The 19,603-nt window shown below is 73.4% G+C and carries 17 protein-coding genes and 2 rRNA genes; 15 read left to right on the plus strand and 4 right to left on the minus strand.

From position 1 onward, the window contains the following. The 3 genes from F5972_RS39610 to F5972_RS38175 all read left to right on the plus strand — a co-directional run. Window positions 1-75, plus strand: a 23S ribosomal RNA gene (locus F5972_RS39610); the annotation flags it as partial. Window positions 76-161: 86 nt separating this feature from the next. Further along, window positions 162-278, plus strand: a 5S ribosomal RNA gene (gene rrf / locus F5972_RS17175). A gap of 368 nt (window positions 279-646) precedes the next feature. Next, a complete protein-coding gene (locus F5972_RS38175) occupies window positions 647-3,520 on the plus strand; it encodes a hypothetical protein (protein ID WP_225311581.1) in 2,874 nt (957 codons plus the stop codon). Window positions 3,521-3,620: 100 nt separating this feature from the next. On the opposite strand, the gene F5972_RS17185 is transcribed toward F5972_RS38175, so the two are convergent. Next, entirely contained in the window at window positions 3,621-4,547 is a 927-nt protein-coding gene (locus F5972_RS17185) for an MBL fold metallo-hydrolase (protein ID WP_225311582.1), read from the minus strand. 101 nt (window positions 4,548-4,648) lie between these two features. Between F5972_RS17185 and F5972_RS17190 the strand changes: the two genes are divergently transcribed. Further along, on the plus strand, window positions 4,649-5,113 hold the full coding sequence (locus F5972_RS17190; protein ID WP_150934594.1) for a single-stranded DNA-binding protein: 465 nt from the start codon (window positions 4,649-4,651) through the stop codon (window positions 5,111-5,113). Here F5972_RS17190 and F5972_RS17195 read toward each other — a convergent pair. Beyond that, entirely contained in the window at window positions 5,088-6,314 is a 1,227-nt protein-coding gene (locus F5972_RS17195) for a DUF1015 family protein (RefSeq protein WP_225311583.1), read from the minus strand. The genes F5972_RS17190 and F5972_RS17195 overlap by 26 nt on opposite strands. Before the next feature lie 174 nt (window positions 6,315-6,488). On the opposite strand from F5972_RS17195, the gene F5972_RS17200 reads away from it, so the two are divergent. Together F5972_RS17200 and F5972_RS17205 are read left to right on the plus strand one after the other, a co-directional pair. Further along, window positions 6,489-6,827 carry a tetratricopeptide repeat protein gene (locus tag F5972_RS17200; protein WP_225311584.1) on the plus strand — a complete coding sequence of 113 codons (339 nt, stop codon included), beginning with the start codon at window positions 6,489-6,491 and terminating at the stop codon, window positions 6,825-6,827. Between the two features lie 2 nt (window positions 6,828-6,829). Beyond that, window positions 6,830-7,864, plus strand: coding sequence for an HAD-IIA family hydrolase (locus F5972_RS17205; protein WP_150935012.1), 1,035 nt, complete (start codon window positions 6,830-6,832; stop codon window positions 7,862-7,864). A gap of 112 nt (window positions 7,865-7,976) precedes the next feature. On the opposite strand, the gene F5972_RS17210 is transcribed toward F5972_RS17205, so the two are convergent. Then, on the minus strand, window positions 7,977-8,324 hold the full coding sequence (locus tag F5972_RS17210) for an SCP2 sterol-binding domain-containing protein (protein WP_150934596.1): 348 nt from the start codon (window positions 8,322-8,324) through the stop codon (window positions 7,977-7,979). A gap of 266 nt (window positions 8,325-8,590) precedes the next feature. On the opposite strand from F5972_RS17210, the gene F5972_RS17215 reads away from it, so the two are divergent. Genes F5972_RS17215 through F5972_RS17225 form a run of 3 tightly spaced genes read left to right on the plus strand, consistent with a single transcriptional unit; the run spans window position 8,591 to window position 10,718 of the window. Beyond that, complete coding sequence (locus F5972_RS17215) at window positions 8,591-8,836, plus strand: hypothetical protein (RefSeq protein ID WP_150934597.1); 246 nt, start codon at window positions 8,591-8,593, stop codon at window positions 8,834-8,836. Next, window positions 8,833-9,642, plus strand: a complete 810-nt coding sequence (locus tag F5972_RS17220; RefSeq protein WP_150934598.1) for a TlyA family RNA methyltransferase — start codon at window positions 8,833-8,835, stop codon at window positions 9,640-9,642. The genes F5972_RS17215 and F5972_RS17220 overlap by 4 nt, the downstream gene beginning before the upstream one ends. After that, entirely contained in the window at window positions 9,639-10,718 is a 1,080-nt protein-coding gene (locus F5972_RS17225) for an NAD kinase (RefSeq protein ID WP_404803062.1), read from the plus strand. Before F5972_RS17220 ends, F5972_RS17225 begins: the two co-directional genes overlap by 4 nt. Before the next feature lie 55 nt (window positions 10,719-10,773). Here F5972_RS17225 and F5972_RS38870 read toward each other — a convergent pair whose 3' ends face one another. Further along, window positions 10,774-10,905: a hypothetical protein gene (locus tag F5972_RS38870; RefSeq protein WP_263641839.1), complete on the minus strand. Its 132-nt coding sequence runs from the start codon at window positions 10,903-10,905 to the stop codon at window positions 10,774-10,776. A 103-nt stretch (window positions 10,906-11,008) separates the two neighbouring features. Here F5972_RS38870 and recN point away from each other — a divergent pair, with 103 nt between their 5' ends. From recN to F5972_RS17255, 6 genes are all read left to right on the plus strand, one after another. After that, the gene (gene recN / locus F5972_RS17230; protein ID WP_150934599.1) at window positions 11,009-12,781 is read left to right on the plus strand and encodes a DNA repair protein RecN; all 1,773 of its coding nucleotides are present in this window, start codon (window positions 11,009-11,011) and stop codon (window positions 12,779-12,781) included. Between the two features lie 296 nt (window positions 12,782-13,077). Beyond that, window positions 13,078-14,274 (plus strand): putative cytokinetic ring protein SteA, encoded by a 1,197-nt coding sequence (steA, locus tag F5972_RS17235; protein WP_225311658.1) that lies wholly within the window; start codon window positions 13,078-13,080, stop codon window positions 14,272-14,274. Continuing rightward, window positions 14,271-15,254, plus strand: a complete 984-nt coding sequence (locus tag F5972_RS17240) for a copper transporter (protein ID WP_150934601.1) — start codon at window positions 14,271-14,273, stop codon at window positions 15,252-15,254. The genes steA and F5972_RS17240 overlap by 4 nt, the downstream gene beginning before the upstream one ends. 135 nt (window positions 15,255-15,389) lie before the next feature. Then, window positions 15,390-16,388 (plus strand): hypothetical protein, encoded by a 999-nt coding sequence (locus F5972_RS17245; RefSeq protein ID WP_150934602.1) that lies wholly within the window; start codon window positions 15,390-15,392, stop codon window positions 16,386-16,388. Window positions 16,389-16,443: 55 nt separating this feature from the next. Continuing rightward, on the plus strand, window positions 16,444-18,249 hold the full coding sequence (gene murJ, locus F5972_RS17250; protein WP_150935014.1) for a murein biosynthesis integral membrane protein MurJ: 1,806 nt from the start codon (window positions 16,444-16,446) through the stop codon (window positions 18,247-18,249). Next, window positions 18,246-19,394, plus strand: a complete 1,149-nt coding sequence (locus tag F5972_RS17255; RefSeq protein ID WP_225311585.1) for a glycosyltransferase family 4 protein — start codon at window positions 18,246-18,248, stop codon at window positions 19,392-19,394. Before murJ ends, F5972_RS17255 begins: the two co-directional genes overlap by 4 nt. The last annotated feature ends 209 nt before the right edge of the window (window positions 19,395-19,603 follow it).

Genomic DNA, 19,603 nt, shown 5'->3' on the forward strand with positions numbered 1-19,603 from the left:
GGGTTGATAGGCCGGAAGTGGAAGCGTAGTAATGCGTGGAGCTGACCGGTACTAATAGGCCGAGGACTTGACCATATTATGCTCGCGTTCACTATGTGATCTCAGAGACAGCAACCGGTTCCGCACCGTAGGGGTGTGGGTGGTTGTGTGTTTCATGGGGTTACGGCGGTTATAGCGGTGGGGAAACACCCGGTTACATTCCGAACCCGGAAGTTAAGCCCGCCAGCGCCGATGGTACTGCACCGGGGACGGTGTGGGAGAGTAGGACGCCGCCGGACAATTTTTTGAGGGGGGCCATCCCGGTCGGGATGGCCCCCCTTTTTTTGTTTCCCGAACCTCGGATCATCACCAGTCGAGATCTCCCCGGATGAGGAAGGCCCTCGTCGGGGCTCACGCGGTGGCACCGGCGCGCTAGGCTGACAGGTGCCGGGCCACCCACCACGCGGTGGCCTTCGTCGCGTAGAACGAGAAGCGAAGGCCAAGGCTGCGGCAGACGCGATCTCAGCGGAGTCGCGACAGACATGACGTCTTCCCTGGAACTCCTCGGGTACAGGATGAAGCCCCAGCAGTCAGTCAGGACACAAGGGAAGACAGGAGCCCTGCGGCCGGCGAACCGGACGCGGTGAGCAAGCAACAGAGGACAGAAGTGAACAGAGAAGACGGGCGCGACGGCGCGGGCCGTGGCGGAGACAACCGCGAAGAGAACAGAGACCGGGCGGAGCGCACCGGAGGTTTCCGCGGCGACAGGGGAAGCGGAGGCTTCGGCGGCCGCTACGCCGAGCGGCGGGAAGGCTTCCGCAGCGACCGCGACGACCGTGGGGGTCGCACCGACCGAACCGACCGTGGAGAGCGCGGCGAGCGCCCGTTCCGTTCAGACAGGCAGGGTTCCCGCCCCCAGGACAGGCCGTCGTCCGGTGGTCGGTTCGAGTCGCGTGGCCGGGATGACAGGCCCGGTGGTTCCTACGGTGACCGCGACAGGCGCGGCGGCTACCGCGACCGCGACGACAGGAACGACCGGGATCGCCGCCCGTCTGGCACTGGCACTGGCACCGGCGCCGGAGACCGTGGCACGGACCGCGGCGGCTACCGTGATCGCGATGGCGGCCGTGGCTTCGGGCGCGACCGGGCAGAGCAGGGCGGAGAGGGCGCTCGCCGGACCGAGGGCTCCGAGGGGCGCCAGGGCGGCCGTACCTACCAGGACCGCGACTCCTTCCGCGCGGACCGGCCGAGGCGCTCGTACGGCGATCGTGACGACGCCCGAGGCGGATACGGCGCCCGGGAGCGTGACGAACGGGGCGGCCGGCCGTTCCGCTCGGACGACCGCGGCAGCCGGCCGTACGGAGACCGCCGTCCTGACCGGCGCGAGGGCGGCGGCGGTTACCAGGACCGTCCCCGGCGCGAAGGCGGCGGCTACCAGGACCGTCCCCGGCGTGAAGGCGGCGGTTACCAGGACCGTCCGCAGCGTCAGGGCGGTGGCTTCGGGGGGCGCTACGGCTTCCGCGACCGTGACTCCTCCGAGAACCGGGACAACCGTGGAGACCGCCCGTTCGGGCCTCGCCGCGATCGCGACGAGCGGGGCGGATACGACGCCCGGCCGCCGCGCCGTTCCGACCAGGACCGTGACCACGGCCGCCAGGAGGGCCGCCGGGAAAGCGGTCAGGACAGCCGTCCGGGCGGGCGCGAGGACAGAGGCGCGGGCGGCTACCAGCGGCCGGACCGGCCTCGGCGTCCCTACGGGGAGGATCGCCCGCGACGTCCGTACGGCGAGGACCGGCCCCGGCGCTCTTTCGGCGACCGGGACCGTGGCGACGCCGGCGGCAGCCAGGACAGGCCGAGCCGTCCGTACGGGAATCGGCCGGATGGCGGCGACGAGCCCCGATATCGCGACCGCGACTCCTTCGGGGGCCGGCCGCGCCGCTCGCCGGACGACAGGAACACGGGGTCCTTCAGGGACCGCGACGACAGGCGCCCCGGCCGTGACCGTGAGGAGGGCGGGCGGACGTTCCGCGGACGCGGGCCGGGCTCCGGCTCCTCCGACGATCGGGCGCGGCCTCCGTTCCGAGGCGACCGGAGCGGTCCCCGCCCCTTCAGCAGGGACCGCGACGAGTCGCGGCCGTCCGGCGGCGACCGGGGCGGCGCGCGGCCGTTCAGCCGGGGCGACCGGGACGACCGGGGCGGGGCGCGGCCGTTCAACCGGGACGACCGGGACGACCGGGGCGGCAGCCGCACCCGGTACGGCCGGCCGGACGACGAGAGGGAGAACACGGCGCGTGAGCAGCTGCCCGCGCTGGACCCCGACATCACGCCTGACGAACTCGACCGGGAGGCACGCGCGGAGCTCGGCTCACTGCCGAACGACCTGGCGGACCTCGTGGCCAGTCACCTCGTCGCGGCCGCCCGCGCGCTGAGCGCGGAGGACGCGGAGAAGGCGTACGAGCACGCCAAGGTGGCGCGCCGGTTCGCGGGCAGGATCGGGGTGGTCCGCGAGGCGACGGGGATCGCCGCCTACCACGCGGGGCAGTACGCCGAGGCGCTCGGTGACCTGCGCGCCGCCCGGCGGATGACCGGATCCGACGAGTATCTGCCGATCATGGCGGACTGCGAGCGGGGTCTCGGGCGACCGGAGCGGGCGCTGGACCTCGTCCGCTCCAGTGAGGCCGAACGGCTGGACCGCGCGGGCAGGATCGAGCTCGCGATCGTGGAGTCGGGAGCGCGCCGCGACCTCGGCCAGCACGACGCCGCCGTGATCACGCTGCAGCGTGTTCCCGAGTTGCGCGATCCGCAGCCGAAGCCGTGGTCGGCCCGGCTGGCCTTCGCCTACGCCGACGCCCTGGCGGAGGCCGGGCACGAGCAGGCGGCCACCGACTGGTTCGCCCGTGCGATGGGCTTCGACGAGGACGGCGAGACCGACGCGGCCGAGCGGTACGCGGAGCTGACCGGCGGGCTCATCGAGGACCTGGAGGAGGACTACGACGAGTCCGACGAGTCCGAGGACTCCGACTCCGGCGAGGACGGCGGTCTCCCCGAGGACGAGGAGATCCAGGAGGCGGTCAAGGACGAGGACGACGAGGCGAGTCTTCCGGAGAACCTCGCCGACGAGGACGTTCCGGACGACGATGACGACGATCTCGCCGCGGACGACTCGGAGAAGGGCTCGGAGACGAGCGACTCGGCGAAGGACGACCTCGCGGAGCGGGATCGCGCGGCGGACGGCCCCGCGGAGAGCGATCTCGCGGGTGACGACCGGCCTGACGCCGATCTCTCCGGCGACGGCACTCCCTCCGCGGCAGCCTCGACGGCCCCTGCGGTGACCGGAACGACCTCGGAGAAGGCGACGACCGCGAGCGAGGCGTCCGTACCGGCCGCCGGGCAGGGGCAGGGCGGCGCGGAGCCGGGCGAGCCGTCCGCGGCGAAGGAGAGCAGAGGCGAGGTGTCCGCCTTCGGCCCCGCCTTCATCGAGCCCGATTTCGGGGATGTGCTCGACGACCCGGAGGACGCCGGGGAGCACGGCAAGCACTGATCGTCCGTACGACGGGCGTCGTCGCCGGGGTCCTGCCCCGGGCGGCGGCGCCCGTCGCGCGCTCGGCCGCTCACCGCTCAGCCATTCACCGCTCAGCCATTCACCGCGCGGGGCGGTCCAGCCAGTGGATGATTCCCGCCACGTTCGAGGCCGCCTCGCTCAGCAGCTCGAACCGCTCGGCGGTGGCGTCGTCGCCGCGGAGCGCGGTGTACCGCTCCCGCGTCCGATCGCGCACCATCGCCACGGCGTGGTCGAACTCCATGCCCTCCGCGTGGGCGCGCCTGGTCAGGTCGACCCAGACGCGCAGTTCCTCGGCCGACCTCTCCAGAATCGACGGGACGTCCCCTACGGGGCCGTAGTGGCTGAAAAGCAGTCGCTGCGGCGTGAGGGCGGAGAACAACGCGATCGAGTCGAGGGCGACATCGAGGTCGAAATCCGGAGGTGGCGTGGCGGGCCGCAGGTCTCCGGTCTCGGGCAGGTACACGCCCGCGGCGTCGCCCACGTAGAGGTCGCCGGTGAGCGAGTCGAGCAGGCCGACGTGGTGTTTGGCGTGGCCGGGAGAGTAGTGGCTGGACAGGGTGCGGCCACCGCCGAGGTCGACCGTCCCGGTGTCGCCGAGCGCCCTGATGCGCGCCGCGTCCGTGGGCGTCAGGGCTCCGAACAACACGTCGAGCTTGTCGCCCCACACCATCTTGGCGCTCGCCATCAGCCGGGACGGGTCGGCGAGATGGCGGGCGCCCTTCTCATGTACGACGATCTCGGCCGAGGGATAGTAGGCCGCGATGTCCCCCACGCCACCGGCGTGGTCGAGGTGGATGTGCGTCACGACGACGCTCGCGAGGTCGTCCGGCCCGACCCCGAGAGAGGACAGCGCGTCCCTGACCACCGGAGCCGAGGTCGAGGTGCCCGTCTCGACCAGGCAGGGCCGGTCGCCGAGGATCAGGTAACCCGCCGTGATGCCCGAATAGCCGGCCATCCGGGTGTCGATCTCGTACACGTCGCCGCCGAGCGGAGTGACGTTGTCCACAGCTACCCCTGGAACTAGAACCGATATTCACAGAACGACGTTCAGGTCCTCATGGGCCCAGCCTAGTCACGCACAGTGATCCCTGACAGAGAGGAGATCACATGCACCGCAACGAGGTCGTGCTGGCCGGTCGGCTGTCCATGGAGCCGGCGCACCGGGAACTGCCGAGCGGGGCCCTGCTGACCCAGTGGCGGCTCGCGGTCCGCAGACCGGGCGGCAGGCCGGGCTTCCAGCGCTCCGACGCGATCGAATGCGCGACGTTCGACGACGAAGTGCGGGACTCCGTCAGTGGCTGGCAACTCGATGACCTGGTCGAGGTGGAAGGGGCCCTGCGCCGCCGCTGGTGGCGTGGCGGCAGCCGCTACGAGATCGAGGTCCGGACGGCACGCCGCCTCCAGCAGGCGCCCCCGCGAAGCAGGTCCCGTACGGGCAGGGCCCGCGCGGAGGCCGAGGCCCGGGATCCCGGCACGGGCATCGAGCCTGACGCCGCCGATGCCGGGACCGGAGCGTCCGGCCCCGGGCAGGTGGACGGCGAGGAGGTCAGTCAGCGGCGAAAGTCCGCATGACCAGCCCCGTCCGGGGCTTGGGGCCGAACGAGGTCGACTTGCGTGGCACGCGTTCGCCCTGCGCCGCGACCGTGAGCACGTCGTCGGTCGCCAGCGGCTTGAGCAGCACCGCTGTGCCGCCGACACGGCGGGCCTTCTCCACGGCGGCGAGCGGGTCGTGGTGCACGACCATCACCGACTGCTCGCTGTCGTTGATCCCCCACACCTTCGGCAGGAGGAACATCGTGAGCACCGAGGTGTCGAGCGTCCGCCACCGCGCGGACTGCTCGGCCGGCATGGCGTGCTCGACCTGCAGCGGGTCCGGGTCGGTCAGCAGATGGGCGGGGCCCTCGCCGGCGAGCACGAAGGCGGGTCCGGTCGCCCTGGCGAGCCCCGCGAGGGCGTCCTCGACGGAGGCGAACTCGTGAACCTGCCACGCGCCCTTGGCCCGCGCGGCCGCCTCCTGCAGAGGCAGCCCCGGAACGACCCGGTGGATGGCCTGCAGATCGGGCGGATACACCGTGGAGTCGACCAGGTAGGCCAGGCCGTAGTCCCAGGGCCCGGGCCCGAGGTGATCCTTCCGCAGGGCCTCGTACGTCGCGTAACGGTGGTGCCCGTCGGCGATGAGCGCCTGGCGCTCGCGCAGGTCCTCGGCGACGGCCTCGATCTCGTTCGGGTCGGTCACCGCCCACAGACGGTGGTGCACGCCCTCACGCGTCCGGACGTCCATCGACGGGAAGCGCTGGGTCGCCACGTCGTCGACCAGCCGGGAGGCGGTGCCGCCGCCCTCGTAGAGAAGGAAGATCGGCTCCAGGTTGGCCTGGGTCGCCCGCATCAGCGCGAGGCGGTCGGCGACCGGCTCGGGCAGCACGTTCTCGTGCGGGAGGACGGCGGCCGACCCGACGCCCACCGCACCGATCAGGCCCCGCTGCAGGAAGCCGACGCCGCTCTGCTCGTACACGTACAGGCCGGGCAGGGTGTCGACCGTCAGCACTCCGTCGGCCAGCCAGGCGGTCAGCGCCGCGCTCGCCTCGCCGTAGTGGCTGACGCCGGGAAGGATCAGCCGCACCACGTTGTTCGGATGACGACCGAGCAGTTCCCGCAGTTCCTCAGGGGAGATGAGATCGTACGGAGGCGAGGTGACAGCGGCCAGGTCGTCCACCGCGTAACGGACGCCGTGGAACGGACGCAGCACCAGTCCCGCCCGTTCAGAACTCTCCATACCGGGCATGTTGCCATAAGGCCCGGACTCCTCGACGCTGCGGTGCCCGGTTCATACGAAACGGAGTGCAGGAAGGCTTACCCGATGATCGAAGGACGAAACGAGTCCTATGCTTCTTCGAATGATCCGGGCGGTGCGCCTTCAGGCGGCGTCTACGAGTGGTTCAGGCGTGGCATGAAGCTGCTCGAAGAGGGGAGCCCGGCCGCCGCGGCGGCCATTCTGGAGCACGCCGCCCAGGCCGAGCCCGGCTCGCGCAGCATCCGCGAGGCGCTCGCCAGGGCCCAGTTCAACTCCCGCCGGTACGACGAGGCGGCCGGGAGCTTCCGCTGGATCGTCGACGCCAACCCGACGGAGGACTACGCCTACTTCGGTCTCGGCATGGCGCTGTGGCGCAGCGGCGACATCGAGGCGGCGCAGGAGCCGCTCGCGATGGCGGTCGCGATGCGGCCTCTGCGGCACTACGTCTCGGCGCTCAAGCAGGTCCGGGCCACGCTGCGGGCGAGGCGGGCGTGACGATGGGCACCTCCTCCCCGGCCTCTTCCCCCGCGCCGCAGGCGCCCGGCGTGCTCGTGGACGCCTACGACACGCTCCTGCTCGATCTCGACGGCGTGGTCTACCTCGGCAGGCACGCGGTCCCCGGTGCGCCGGAGGCGTTGCGCAAGGCGCGGGACCTCGGCGTACGGCTCGCGTACGTGACGAACAACGCGTCGCGCACGCCCGGCGCGATCGCCCAGCACCTGAGCCATCTGGGTGCTCCCGCGACCGCGTCGGACGTGGTGACGTCCGCGCAGGCGGCCGCCCGGCTGGTGGCCGAGCACGTGCCGGCGGGCGCGGCCGTCCTGGTCGTCGGCGGGATGGGCCTGCGGATGGCGCTGCGTGAGCACGGGCTGCGCCCGGTGACAACGGCCCTCGACGAGCCCGCCGCCGTGGTGCAGGGCTTCGCCGACAACCTGTCCTACGGGTTGATGTCAGAGGGAGCGCTCGCCGTCAGCCGGGGAGCCTGGTTCGTCGCGGCCAACCGCGACACCACCATGCCCACGGACAGGGGCACGCTTCCCGGCAACGGCTCGCTGAGCCGGGTGATCGCCACCGCCACCGGCGTCGAACCCGCCGTGGCGGGCAAGCCGGAGCCGCCGCTGCACCGCGAGTCGATGATCAGGACCCGGGCACAGCGGCCGCTCGTCGTGGGCGACCGGCTCGACACCGACATCGAGGGCGCGAGCCGGGCCGGCGTCGACAGCCTGCTCGTGCTCACCGGCGTCGCCGGTCCTCTCGACGTGCTCACCGCCGCGCCCCACCACCGGCCGACGCACATCGCGGCCGACCTGTCGGGGCTGCACCGGCCCGCGGCCGGCTTAAGGCGCGGAACAGCCGGGTGGACCTGCGGCGGTTGGACGGCCGCGTGGGAGGACGGCGAACTCGCGCTCACCGGAGAGGGCGACTCGGTCGACGGTCTCCGGGCGGCGTGCGCCGCCACATGGGAGGCGGTGGGCGACGGGCAGGCGGACGAGGACGCTGTGAAGGCTGCGCTGACGGCACTCGGCCGGTGACCCCGCAAGATCCCGGACGAGAAGGCCGAGCCGGGAAGGCCGCGTTCCGGACGCCGCCGGTTGGGGAAGCACGGGGTCCGGGGGACGCGGGATAGGGAGTGCCGGCGGAGCCTCAGAGGAGCTTGCGGAGACGGAGCAGGTCGCCGAGGCTGGCATCGATCTTGACACGGCCGCCGAACAGCGCACGGCCCATGTCGAGTTCGCCGTTCACCATGGAGATCAGGTCCTCGCTCTTCAGCGTGAGCTTGACCTCGGCGGGCCTGCCGTCCTCCGGCGGCACCTCTTTGAAGGGGTCGAGGCCGCCCCGGTGGAGGCGGCCGAAGAAGGTCACGCCGAGGTCGGAGATGTGGCAGGCGAGCCTGCGTTCGACGACGTGTTTGGCGCGGTCCTCCTGGCTTATGCCGTCGAAGTGCTCGACGAGCTTGTCCAGCGCCGCCCGGCATTCCTCGACGGTCGCCATGCGCCTGCCTTTCTCCTCACGGTCCGTGTTCCCCGGTGGGCCGCGCGCGGACCACGGGTCGCTGATGCGATTCCCCCTACCACCGACAGTAGGCCCTTCACCGGCTGCCCGCGCGGAATCGGGGCCGAGTCGCCGGTGGGCGGCACCGCCAGGTCCCCGTGGAACGGCCGGGTGGGACGCGATCGTCGGTGGCGTCCGATAGCGTCGGGACGACCCGGTAGCCGCAGGCGGCGGTCTCGGGCAGCTGATCGGAGCAGGAAGGGACCATGACGGACAGCGATATCGCGCCGGGGGAGCGACCCGCCTCGGGCGCCGACGGCGTGCGGGCCGCGTTGTCGCCGCTCGGAGAGCTGGCGCAGACACCGGTGTCCGGGCACGTGGGAGTCTTCGAACGGGTTCTCACCGGCCTTGAGACGGTGCTCGCGTCCGTCGAGGACTCCGGCGGAGAAGGATCCGGCAGAGAGGGCTCCGGCGCGGGGGACTCCCCCGGGCGGGCGGCGGGGGACGCGTGAAGCGCGTCCGGCTGGACAGCGAACTCGTGCGCCGCGGGCTCGCCCGGTCCCGTGAGCAGGCGGCGCAGCTCATCGAGGCGGGCCGGGTGAGTGTCGGCGGCCGCGTCGCGGGCAAGGCGGCCACCCAGGTGGACACCGCCGCGCCCATCGTCGTGGTGGAGACGCCGGAGGGCCCTGATTACGTGTCCAGAGGGGCGCACAAGCTGCTCGGCGCGCTGAGCGCCTTCGCTGGCCTGAGCGCCGAGGGGCGCCGGTGCCTCGACGCCGGTGCCTCGACCGGTGGGTTCACCGACGTGCTGCTCAGGCACGGCGCCGCGCACGTGCTCGCGGTCGACGTGGGGTACGGCCAGCTCGCCTGGTCGCTCCGGACCGACCCGAGGGTGACGGTGATGGAGCGGGTCAACGTCCGGGAGCTGACCCCGGAGATGGTCGGGGAGCCCCCGACGCTGGTCGTCGGAGACCTGTCCTTCATCTCCCTTCGTCTGGTCCTGCCCGCGCTGGCGGCGTGCGCGGCCGGGGTGGCGGACTTCGCGATGCTGGTCAAACCCCAGTTCGAGGTGGGTAAGGACCGCGTGGGCGCGGGCGGCGTCGTACGGGACCCCGCTCTGCGGGCGGAGGCGGTGCGGGACGTCGCGGTCAGCGCCCGTTCGCTGGGCCTGACGGTCAAGGGAGTGACGGCGAGCCCGCTGCCCGGGCCGTCGGGCAACGTGGAATACCTGTTGTGGCTGGGGAAGGGACCGGGACACGACCCGGTCCCCGACCTGGACGCGGCCATCGGCGCGGCGGTCGCGGAGGGGCCCCAATGAGCGCGGGCGGCGAGAGCGGGCGCGGGCAGGAGAGTGGGCCCGAGAGCGGACGCGGGCGGCGAGGCGTGGAGACGACGAGCACGGTGAGCGGCACAGCAGGCGGCCCAGGGGGCATGGGGAGCGGCACCGGGGACATCGGGGTTACGGGAGGCGTGGTGGACGACCGGGCGGACGCCAAGAGGACCGTCCTGGTCACCGCGCACACGGGCCGGGAGGCGGCGGTGCACAGCGCCCGGCTGGTCATGGAACGGCTGATCGCGGCGGGCGTCAACGTCCGGGTGCTGGACGACGAGGCCGAGGAGCTCGGCTGCGCCCTGGCCGAGGTGGTCCCCGAGAACGGGGCCGCCTCCCAGGAGGCCGAGCTGATCATCGTCCTGGGCGGTGACGGCACGCTGCTGCGGGCCGCGGAACTGGCCCGTCCGGCAGGGGTGCCGCTGCTGGGGGTGAACCTCGGCCATGTGGGCTTCCTCGCGGAGGCCGAGATGGAGGACCTCGCGTCCGTGGTGGACCGGGTGGCCGAGGGGCGCTACGAGGTCGAGGAGCGCATGACGATCGAGGTCGTCGTGCGCCTGAACGGCTCGGTGCTCGCGCGGACCTGGGCGCTCAACGAGGCGTCGGTGGAGAAGAAGGACCGCATGCTGGAGGTCGTCGCGGAGATCGACGGCCGCCCGCTGTCCCGGTGGGGCTGCGACGGCGTGATCTGCGCGACGCCGACGGGGTCGACGGCGTACGCGTTCTCGGCGGGCGGCCCGGTCGTCTGGCCCGAGGTGGAGGCGCTGCTGCTGGTGCCCAACAGCGCCCACGCGCTGTTCGCCCGGCCGATGGTGGTGTCGCCGAAGTCCACGCTGGCGGTGGAGATCCTGCCCGACACCAGCGCCGGGGTGCTGTGGTGCGACGGCCGCCGCCGCTTCGACGTGCCGCCGGGCGCCCGGGTGGAGGTCCGCAAGGGGGAGGTGCCCGTACGGCTCGCCCGGCTGCTCGGCGTGGAGACCACCGGCGCGCCCTTCACCGACCGCCTGGTCGCGAAGTTCGACCTGCCCGTTCAGGGCTGGCGCGGCCGGGTGCGCTCCGGCTGACCCAGGCCGGCTGACCCAGGCCGGTTGACCCCAGGCCGGTTGACCCCTGGCCGGCTCACCCTAGATCGGCCGACTCTGGACCGGCCGACTCTGGACCGGCCGGCTCCAGGCCGGCCGACCACAGATCGGCGACGGAGTCGTGGCGGTTGATGGTGATTTGCCCGTTGACCAGCGGTTCCTTGTCCACAGATTCTCGTTCGGGTCGCGATCTCGACCCGGCGTCCTCGAAAATCTTGACGAGTTACGCGTAGGATCTCTGGCGGGTTCGGTCGGCATTACGGGAGGGACCAGTGCGGCCAAGGGTCGAGGAGGTCCGCATCCAGGGGCTCGGCGTGATCGACGAGGCCGTTCTGGAGCTGTCACCCGGATTCACCGTCGTCACGGGTGAGACGGGCGCGGGCAAGACGATGGTCGTGACCGGTCTCGGCCTGCTGTTCGGGGGGCGGGCCGACCCCGCCAGGGTGCGCCCGGGCGCCGACAAGGCGCTCATCGAGGGCACCCTCGTGATCGAGGCCGAGGGGCGGGTGGCCCAGCAGGTCGCCGACGTCGGCGGCGAGGTCGAGGACGGGCAGCTCATCATCTCCCGGTCGGTCTCCGCCGAGGGCCGCTCCCGCGCCTGGCTCGGCGGCCGGGCCGTACCGGTCGGGACCCTGACCTTCATCGCCGACGACCTCGTGGCCGTGCACGGGCAGATGGACCAGCAGCGGCTGCTGCAACCCGGCAGGCAGCGCGCGGCGCTCGACCGCTACGCCGGAGACGAGCTGGTCAAGCCGCTGCGTGCCTACGAGCAGGCGTACAAGCGGCACAAGCAGGTGGGCGACCTGCTCCGCGAGCTGACCGAGAAGGCCAGGGAGCGGGCGCAGGAGGCCGACGTGCTGCGGTTCGGCCTGGAGGAGATCGAGAAGGCCGAGCCGAGGCAGGGGGAGGACGTCGAGCTCAAGGAGGAGGCCGAGCGGCTCTCCCACGCCGACGCGCTGCGCACCGCCGCCACGACCGCCCACGCGGCGCTGCTCGGCGACCCCATGACGACCGGGCAGGACGTGCAGGACGCCGTGTCGCTGCTCGGCCACGCCAAGACGGCCGTGGAGTCCGTGCGCGACTTCGACCCCGCGCTCGCCGGGCTCGCCGAACGACTGGCCGAGGCCGGCTATCTGGTCTCCGACGTGGCGACCGAGCTGGCGGCGTACGCCGAGTCGGTCGAGGCCGACCCGGCGCGGCTCGCCGCCGTGCAGGAGCGCAGGGCGGCCCTGAACGGCCTCATGCGCAAGTACGGTCAGGACGTCTCCGCGGTGCTCGCCTGGGCGCAGCGGGCCGCCGACAGGCTGACGGAGCTCGACGGCGACGACGACCGCATCGAGGAGCTGACCCGGGAGCACGGCGAGCTCGGCGGGCGGCTCGGAGAGCTGGCCGGGGAGCTGACCTCCATCCGGACCGCCGCGGCCGAGCGTTTCGGCGAGGCGGTCACCGGCGAGCTCACGGCTCTCGCCATGCCGCACGCGCGGGTGAGCGTGGCCATCACCGCCGCCGGCGAGTTCGGGCCGCACGGCGTCGACGAGGTCGAGCTCCGCCTGGCCTCCCATCCCGGCGCGCCGCCGCTGCCGCTGACCAAGGGGGCCTCGGGCGGTGAGCTGAGCCGGGTGATGCTGGCGATCGAGGTGGTCTTCGCCGGGGCCGACCCCGTCCCGACGTTCGTCTTCGACGAGGTCGACGCGGGCGTGGGCGGCAAGGCGGCCGTGGAGATCGGCCGGCGGCTGGCCAAGCTGGCCCGCACCGCCCAGGTGATCGTGGTCACCCATCTCCCGCAGGTCGCGGCGTTCGCCGACCAGCACCTCGTGGTCGAGAAGGCGAGCGACGGCCGGGTGGTACGCAGCGGCGTGGTGGCGCTCGACCGGGAGGGGCGCGAGCGGGAGCTGTCGCGGATGCTCGCCGGCCTGGAGGACTCCGAGCTCGGGCGGGCGCACGCGGCGGAGCTGCTGTCCATCGCCGCCGCGGACAAGGGCGCCTGGGAGAAGGAGACGTCGAAGGCGGCCCGGGGGTCCGGCCGGCGGGCCGTCACCGGCTGACCTGGCATCCCGCACGTGCCCACCTGGCATCCCGTATGCGCTGACCTGGGCATTCCCGTACACTCTGCGGAGCGCGCCGGGGGGTGGCGTTTGGATCAGGGCGCGCCGGGAAGCAGTCAAGCCCCGGGGCACGAGGGGGCGGAGGAACGGGGGACGGACGTCGTCACGAGACAGGTGCGCGGGCCAGGACGCCCCCGGTCCCGCACCTCGGCAACATCCCTGACTTGCGGTGACAATTCAGACGAGCCTTGGGGTGTGGAAGCGTGGCGGTCTCCGCCTCTGGCAGGATGGTCATGATGAAGGTCCCGAGCTTGAACGTTCCGGGCCTCCGCCGCAGGAAGGTCGAGGGCCTTCCCGGGGTGTCGGCAGTGGCGAGAATCGACAGGCGGACGAAGAGGCTGACCAAGCGCCTCAAGCCCGGTGAAATCGCGATTATCGATCACGTCGACATCGACCGGGTCAGCGGGGAGGCCCTTGTCGCGTGCGGCGTGGCCGCTGTGGTGAACGCGGCCGCCAGTATCAGCGGCCGCTATCCCAACCTCGGGCCGCAGATCCTGATCGACGCGGGCGTCCCGCTGATCGACAACGCGTCGCCGGAGCTCTTCGAGCGGATCGCGGACGGTGACGTGATCCGCGTCCACGACGGCATGGTCTATCTCGACGACGAGCTGGTCGGCAAGGGGGAGCCGCAGACCGCCGAGAGTATCGAGGCGGCGATGACCGAGGCCCGGGCGGGCCTCGCCGTCCAGATCGAGGCGTTCGCCGCGAACACGATGGAATACGTCAGGCGCGAGCGCGACCTGCTCATCGACGGCGTCGGCGTGCCGGACATCCGCACTTCCCTGGAGAACCGCCACGCGCTCATCGTGGTCCGCGGTTACCACTACAAGGAGGACATCGCGACGCTCCGGCCGTACATCCGCGAGTACCGTCCCGTGCTCATCGGGGTGGACGGCGGCGCGGACGCCCTGCTGGAGGCGGGCTACGTCCCCGACATCATCGTCGGAGACTTCGACTCGGTTTCCGAGAAGGCGCTGCGCTGCGGCGCCGAGCTGGTCGTCCACGCCTACCGGGACGGCCGGGCGCCCGGGTTGGAGCGGGTGCACCGGCTGGGCCAGGAGGCGGTCGTGTTCCCCGCGACCGGGACCAGCGAGGACATCGCGATGCTCCTGGCCGACGACAAGGGCGCGACGCTGATCGTCGCGGTCGGCACGCACTGGACGCTGGACGAGTTCCTCGACAAGGGCAGGTCGGGCGCGGCGAGCACCTTCCTGACCCGGCTGCGGGTGGGCAGCAAGCTCGTGGACGCCAAGGGCGTGAGCCGGCTCTACCGCAGCCGGATCTCGACCCCCTCCCTGTTGCTGCTCGTGGCCACCACCCTGGTCACGATCGGTGTGGTGATCTCGGTTTCGCCGATCGGCCAGGTGTGGCTGAACGGCCTGCGCGTGGCCTGGAACGGCTTCATCTTCTGGTTGGTCGGACTCTTCTCGTGATCGATTTCCGTTATCACCTCGTCTCCATCGTGGCGATCTTCCTCGCGCTCACGGTCGGCATCGTGCTGGGCAGCACCGTGCTGGAGCCCATGTTCTTCAAGTCGGCCGAGGAGATGACCGCGTCCCTGCGGAAGGCCAACGAGAGCAACCTGGCCCAGATCTCGCAGCTGCAGACCCGCGAGGAGGGCTCCGACTCGCTGATCACCGCGCACCTGGCCGACCTCGTACGCGGCCAGCTCGTGGGGGAGCACGTCCTGCTCGTCGAGGCGCCCGGCGCGCCCGCCGCGATGCGCGACGCGATCGAGAAGCTCGTGACCAGCGCGGGCGGCGTCTACAGCGGCAGGATCAGCCTCACCGAGAAGTTCGTCGAGGCCGGTCAGGCGAGTCTCGTCGACGGGCTGGCGACCACCCTCGCCCCGCCCGGCACGGCGTTTCCCGACGGCGCCTCGCCGTACGACAAGGCCGCCGCGATACTCGCGAGCGCGGTCGTGACCAACGACCGCGGGCAGGCGGGCCGGCCCAACGCGGCGGCCGCCGGAGTCCTGGAGGCGTTCCAGTCCGGCGACTTCCTGACCCTGAGCGGCAAGCCCGAGGAGCGGGCGACGATGGCCATCGTGCTCGCGCCGGCCCAGCCGTACGACGGGGAGGACGCCGAGCGGGAGACGAACGCCGTCGTCTCGGTCGCCGCCGGCCTCGACAGCGGCGCTCTCGGCACCGTCCTCGCGGGCACCGCCAACGCCTCCGCCACGGGCGGGGTGATCGAGGCCCTGCACGACACGGGAGGGGTGGCCTCCGCCGTCTCGACCGTGGACACTCTCGATTTCGCCGCGGGCCGGGTCGTGGTGGTCTACGCTCTGCGGGAGCAACTGGCCGGCCGCTCGGGCGCGTACGGGATCGGCAGCGGGGCCACGGCGTTCGAGCCCTCGGCGGCGCCGTCCAGCCAGAGCCCGACCCCCACCCCGGCGGGCAGCCGGGGCTGAGCCGCCGCCCGCGCACCGTCCGGACGCCGGGCGGGGGCGAGGAAGGCCGGCGCCGGAAGCCCGAGCGACCGGCACGACCCACGTACGAACCAGCACGACCAGCACAGAGCCAGTACGCAGAGAAGGGGAACAGCCGTGGCCCTACGTCCCCAGGCCGGCACCCGCGCCGCCGCGGCGGCGGGCGCCGCCGTCGGTGCGGTGCTCGGCGCCGTCGCGGCCCGTGCGGCCTTCGCCGCCTTCCGGCGCAGGCCGCCCATCGGCGACGAGAAGACCGCCGACGAGTACTGGACGCGGGTCAACCACCGCGGCGAGCCGGTCACGCTGCTGGAGGGCCCGGCGTTCGCGGCCGGCGCCGTCGCCGCGGCCGCTCTCGCCCCCGGCCTCTCCGTACGGGCCCGCGCGGCGGCGGTGCTCGCCGGGGCGGGCAGCGGCGTGCTCGGCGCCTACGACGACCTGTTCGGCACGACCTCGTCCAAGGGCTTCAAGGGTCATCTGACCGCTCTCGCGCGGGGCGAGGTGACCAGCGGCGCCGTCAAGATCCTCGGGATCGGCGTCACCGGCCTGGCGGCGGCCGCGCTCGCCCCGTCCCGCGCGGGCGGGCCGGGCGGGACCGCCGGTCCGGCGGGCGTCCCGGCGCGCTCCACGCGGGGAGCGCTGGGCCGGTCCGCCGACACGCTCGTCGACGGGGCGCTGATCGCGGGCAGCGCCAACCTGGCGAACCTGTTCGACCTGCGGCCCGGCCGCGCCATCAAGGTGGGCCTGCTCGCCGGGGTCCCGCTGCTGGCCGCCTCGATCGCCGCGCCGTACGGCCCGCGATCCCGGCAGGCCGCCGCGCTGACCGCGGTGCCGCTCGGCGCGGCGGTGGCGCTGCTGCCGGAGGACCTGGGCGAGCGGGCGATGCTCGGCGACGCCGGGGCGAACGCGCTCGGCGCGCTGCTCGGGCTCGCCGCCACGGCCCGGCTGAACCGGCCCGCACGCCTGGCCGCCCTCGCCGCCGTCGCCGGCCTCACCGCAGCGTCCGAGAAGATCAGCTTCACCAAGGTCATCGCGGGCAACCCGGTGCTCAACCGCCTGGACATGCTCGGCCGCCGTGCTCCGCAGCCCGCTCCCGGCACGCCGAGGCCGCTCGGGTGACCTGGAGCGCCACCTACCGGCCGGGCCGCCCGGCGCGACGTACGGCGACCGGGCCGTGAGCAGACGGCTCGGAGCGGGGATCGCGGGGGCCGCGGTCCTCATCGGGGTCATCACGGTTTTGGCGCGGGTGACGGGGTTCGCCAAGCAACTGGCCTTCGCACGCACGGTCGGCACGAACTGCCTGGCCAGTGCGTACTACACGGCCAACAACGTGCCCAACATCATTTTCGAGGTCGTCGTGGGCGGCGCGCTCGCGGGCATGGTGGTGCCCGTGCTCGCCGGAGCGGCGGCCCGCGCCGCCGGTGACGGCCCCGCGGGCAGCCCGGCAAGCGCCACGGTGACCGGCAGGGGGAGCGGCAGGGCGACTGTCACAGCGAACGTGACGGCGATCGGAACGGCCGAGGACCGGGCCCGGGACGAGGCCGGGCGGATCGCCTCGGCGCTGATGTCCTGGGTGCTGGTGCTGCTCGTGCCCCTGGGCGTGCTGACGGCGCTGGTCGCCGGCCCGGTGGCGCGGCTGCTCGCCCAGGTCGACGGGTGCGACACCGGCCAGGTCGCCGCCGTCGCCGCGCGCATGCTCGTCGTCTTCGCCCCGCAGATCCCGCTGTACGGCATGGCCGTCGTCCTGTACGGCGTGTTGCAGGCACATCGCCGGTTCTCGGGCCCGGCGCTCGCGCCTCTGGTGTCGAGCGTGGTGGTCGTCATCGCCTACCTGGCCTTCGGCCCGCTCAGCGGCGGCCACCGGGAGCCCGCCACCGTGCCCCGCCCGGCCGAGATCGCGCTGTCGGCGGGCACGACGCTCGGCGTGCTCGCCCTCGTCGTCACCGTGGTGTGGCCGGCCTGGCGGCTCGGCCTGCGGTGGCGGCCCACCCTCCGCTTCCCGGAGGGCGTCGCCGCGCAGGTGCGGCGGCTGGCTCTCGCCGGGCTGAGCGCGCTGGTCGCCCAGCAGGTCGCAGCACTGGTCGTGATCCCGCTGGCCAACCGGATCGGCGGGGGCGCCCTGCCCGCCTACAACTACGCGTGGGCCGTCTACCAGGTGCCGTACGCCGTGCTCGCGGTGCCCATCGCGACCAGCGCGTTTCCCGTGCTCGCCGCCCGGGCCCACGGCGGCGGCGAGGGTGCGGGCGATCGGGCGGGCTTCGCGGCGCTGTCCGCGCGTACGACCCGGGCGGTCGTGCTGGTGTGCGGACTGGCGGCGGGCGCGCTCGCCGCGGTCGCCGAGCCGGTCGCGCACGTGTTCCTCGCCCGGGCCGACGCCGCCGTCGGCCCGGCGGAGTTCGCCCGGAGCATCGCGCTGTTCGCGCCCGGCCTGATCGGATACGGGCTGACAGCCCATCTCAGCAGGGTCCTGTACGCCACCGGGCAGGGCAGGGCGGCGGCCCGGGGGACGGTCGCCGGATGGCTGCTCGTGGCCGTGGCCCAGGTGGTGCTGGTCTTCGTGCTCCCACGCGGCTGGGGGCTGGGCGCGCTGGCGCTCGGCCAGGCGGCGGGCATCACGGTGGGCGCCGCGCTGCTGCTCGTCTCGGTCGTGCGGGCCCGCGGCCCGGAGGCCGTACGCGGCGTCGCCCGGGCCGGGCTCGCCGCCCTGCTGGGCGGGGGCGCGGGCTTCCTCGCCGGAGCGGCGGCCGCCCGGCTCCCCCTGGGCGACGGCGGACCGTGGGGCGGCCTGCTGACGGCCGTCCCGGCGGGCCTCGCGGCCGTGGCCGCGGGGGGCGCCGTCGCCGCGCTCGTGGACCGCGCCGACGTGACCGCCGCCCTGTCGGCGGTGCGCCGGCGCGGGGCGGAACCCGGCCCGGACCCTCACCCGGGCCTTCGTCCAGACGCTCATCCGGACGCTCATCGGCGGGAGGAGACGACGTGAGCCGCATCGTTCTCGTGCTGGGATCGAGCGCCGGTGGGGTGGCCCGGCACGTGCGGATGCTCGCCGGCGGCCTCGTCGTCCGGGGCCACCGGGTGCTGGTGGCGGGGCCGCTCGACACCGAGAAGGCGTTCGGCTTCACCGGGACCGGGGCCGACTTCACCGAGGTCCGGATCTCCGACCGGCCGCACCCCGCCCGTGACCTGCGGACCGTCGTCCGCCTGCGGGAGCTGACGCGCGGCGCGGACGTCGTGCACGCCCATGGCCTGCGGGCCGGCGCGCTGGCCGGGCTCGCCCTGACCGGCTCGCGGGGATGGCCCCGGCTGGTGGTCACCCTGCACAACGCCGTCACGGCGGGTGGCGCGGTCGGAGGGGTCTACCGGGCCCTCGAACGGATCGTCGCCCGCCGGGCCCACCGCGTGCTGGTGGTGTCACCCGACATCGGCGAGCGCATGCGGGCCGGGGGAGCGGGGCGGGTGGACCCGGCGGTGGTGCCCGCGCCGCCGCTCGCCGAGCCCGGCCGGACTCCGGGGAAGGTGCGGGCCGAGATCGCCGCCCGCCTGCGGGCCACCGCCGGGCCCGGCCCGGCCGGCCTTCCCGACCGGGCCGATCCGGCTGATGTGGCGCTGCGGCCGATCCTGCTCACCGTCGCCCGGCTCGCCCAGCAGAAGGGCCTGGAGACGCTGCTCGACGCGGCGGCCGGGCCGTACAAGGGCGACCCGGTCTTCGTCATCGCGGGTGACGGGCCGCTGCGCGAGGAACTCCAGGCCCGGGTGGACGCCGAGGAACTGCCCGTCGTCCTGTACGGCTGGGCCGAGACGGCCGACCTGCTCCAGGTCGCCACGGCGGTGATCGTGCCCAGCCGGTGGGAGGGGCAGCCGCTCAGCGTGCAGGAGGCGCTGCGGGCGGGACGGCCCGTCATCGCCACGAGTGTGGGCGGGGTGCCTGCGATGGTGGGCGACGCCGCTCTCCTGGTGCCCCCGCAGGACGCGGGCGCGCTGAGCAGGGAGATCGGCCGCCTGCTCGGCGATCCCGCGCTGGCCGCCCGCCTCGCGGAGGCCGCCGTACGGCGGGGACGGGAACTGCCCGACGAGGACGCGGCGCTCCGGTCGGTCCTCACCGCCTACGGGCTGCCGCCGTCGGAGTAGCGGCACTCTGTCATGTCGGCACGCTGCCGGCGGCTTTTCCAGGGTGGCGCCAGGGTGAGACCTGCCCCACCCGCGGGCCAAAGGAGACTGGCGCGAACGTGAGGACGGAGCCTCCCGGACGATCACGGTGAGGGGGCGAGGATTAGGCGACACCAAGCCTGATTCATATACTGGACCGGTTGGGGGGGAGTATCCCTTCGCGGCGGTTC

This window comes from Microbispora cellulosiformans (assembly GCF_008728085.1).
In the GTDB taxonomy this organism is placed as follows: domain Bacteria; phylum Actinomycetota; class Actinomycetes; order Streptosporangiales; family Streptosporangiaceae; genus Microbispora; species Microbispora amethystogenes.

Coding starts and splice junctions, on each gene's coding strand:
- F5972_RS17225 (WP_404803062.1), top strand. CDS start 9,639: ATGAGCGCGGGCGGCGAGAGCGGGCGCGGGCAGGAGAGTGGGCCCGAG.
- F5972_RS17205 (WP_150935012.1), top strand. CDS start 6,830: ATGGGCACCTCCTCCCCGGCCTCTTCCCCCGCGCCGCAGGCGCCCGGC.
- F5972_RS17195 (WP_225311583.1), bottom strand. CDS start 6,314: ATGGAGAGTTCTGAACGGGCGGGACTGGTGCTGCGTCCGTTCCACGGC.
- F5972_RS17190 (WP_150934594.1), top strand. CDS start 4,649: ATGCACCGCAACGAGGTCGTGCTGGCCGGTCGGCTGTCCATGGAGCCG.
- F5972_RS17215 (WP_150934597.1), top strand. CDS start 8,591: ATGACGGACAGCGATATCGCGCCGGGGGAGCGACCCGCCTCGGGCGCC.
- F5972_RS17210 (WP_150934596.1), bottom strand. CDS start 8,324: ATGGCGACCGTCGAGGAATGCCGGGCGGCGCTGGACAAGCTCGTCGAG.
- F5972_RS17200 (WP_225311584.1), top strand. CDS start 6,489: ATGAAGCTGCTCGAAGAGGGGAGCCCGGCCGCCGCGGCGGCCATTCTG.
- steA (WP_225311658.1), top strand. CDS start 13,078: ATGAAGGTCCCGAGCTTGAACGTTCCGGGCCTCCGCCGCAGGAAGGTC.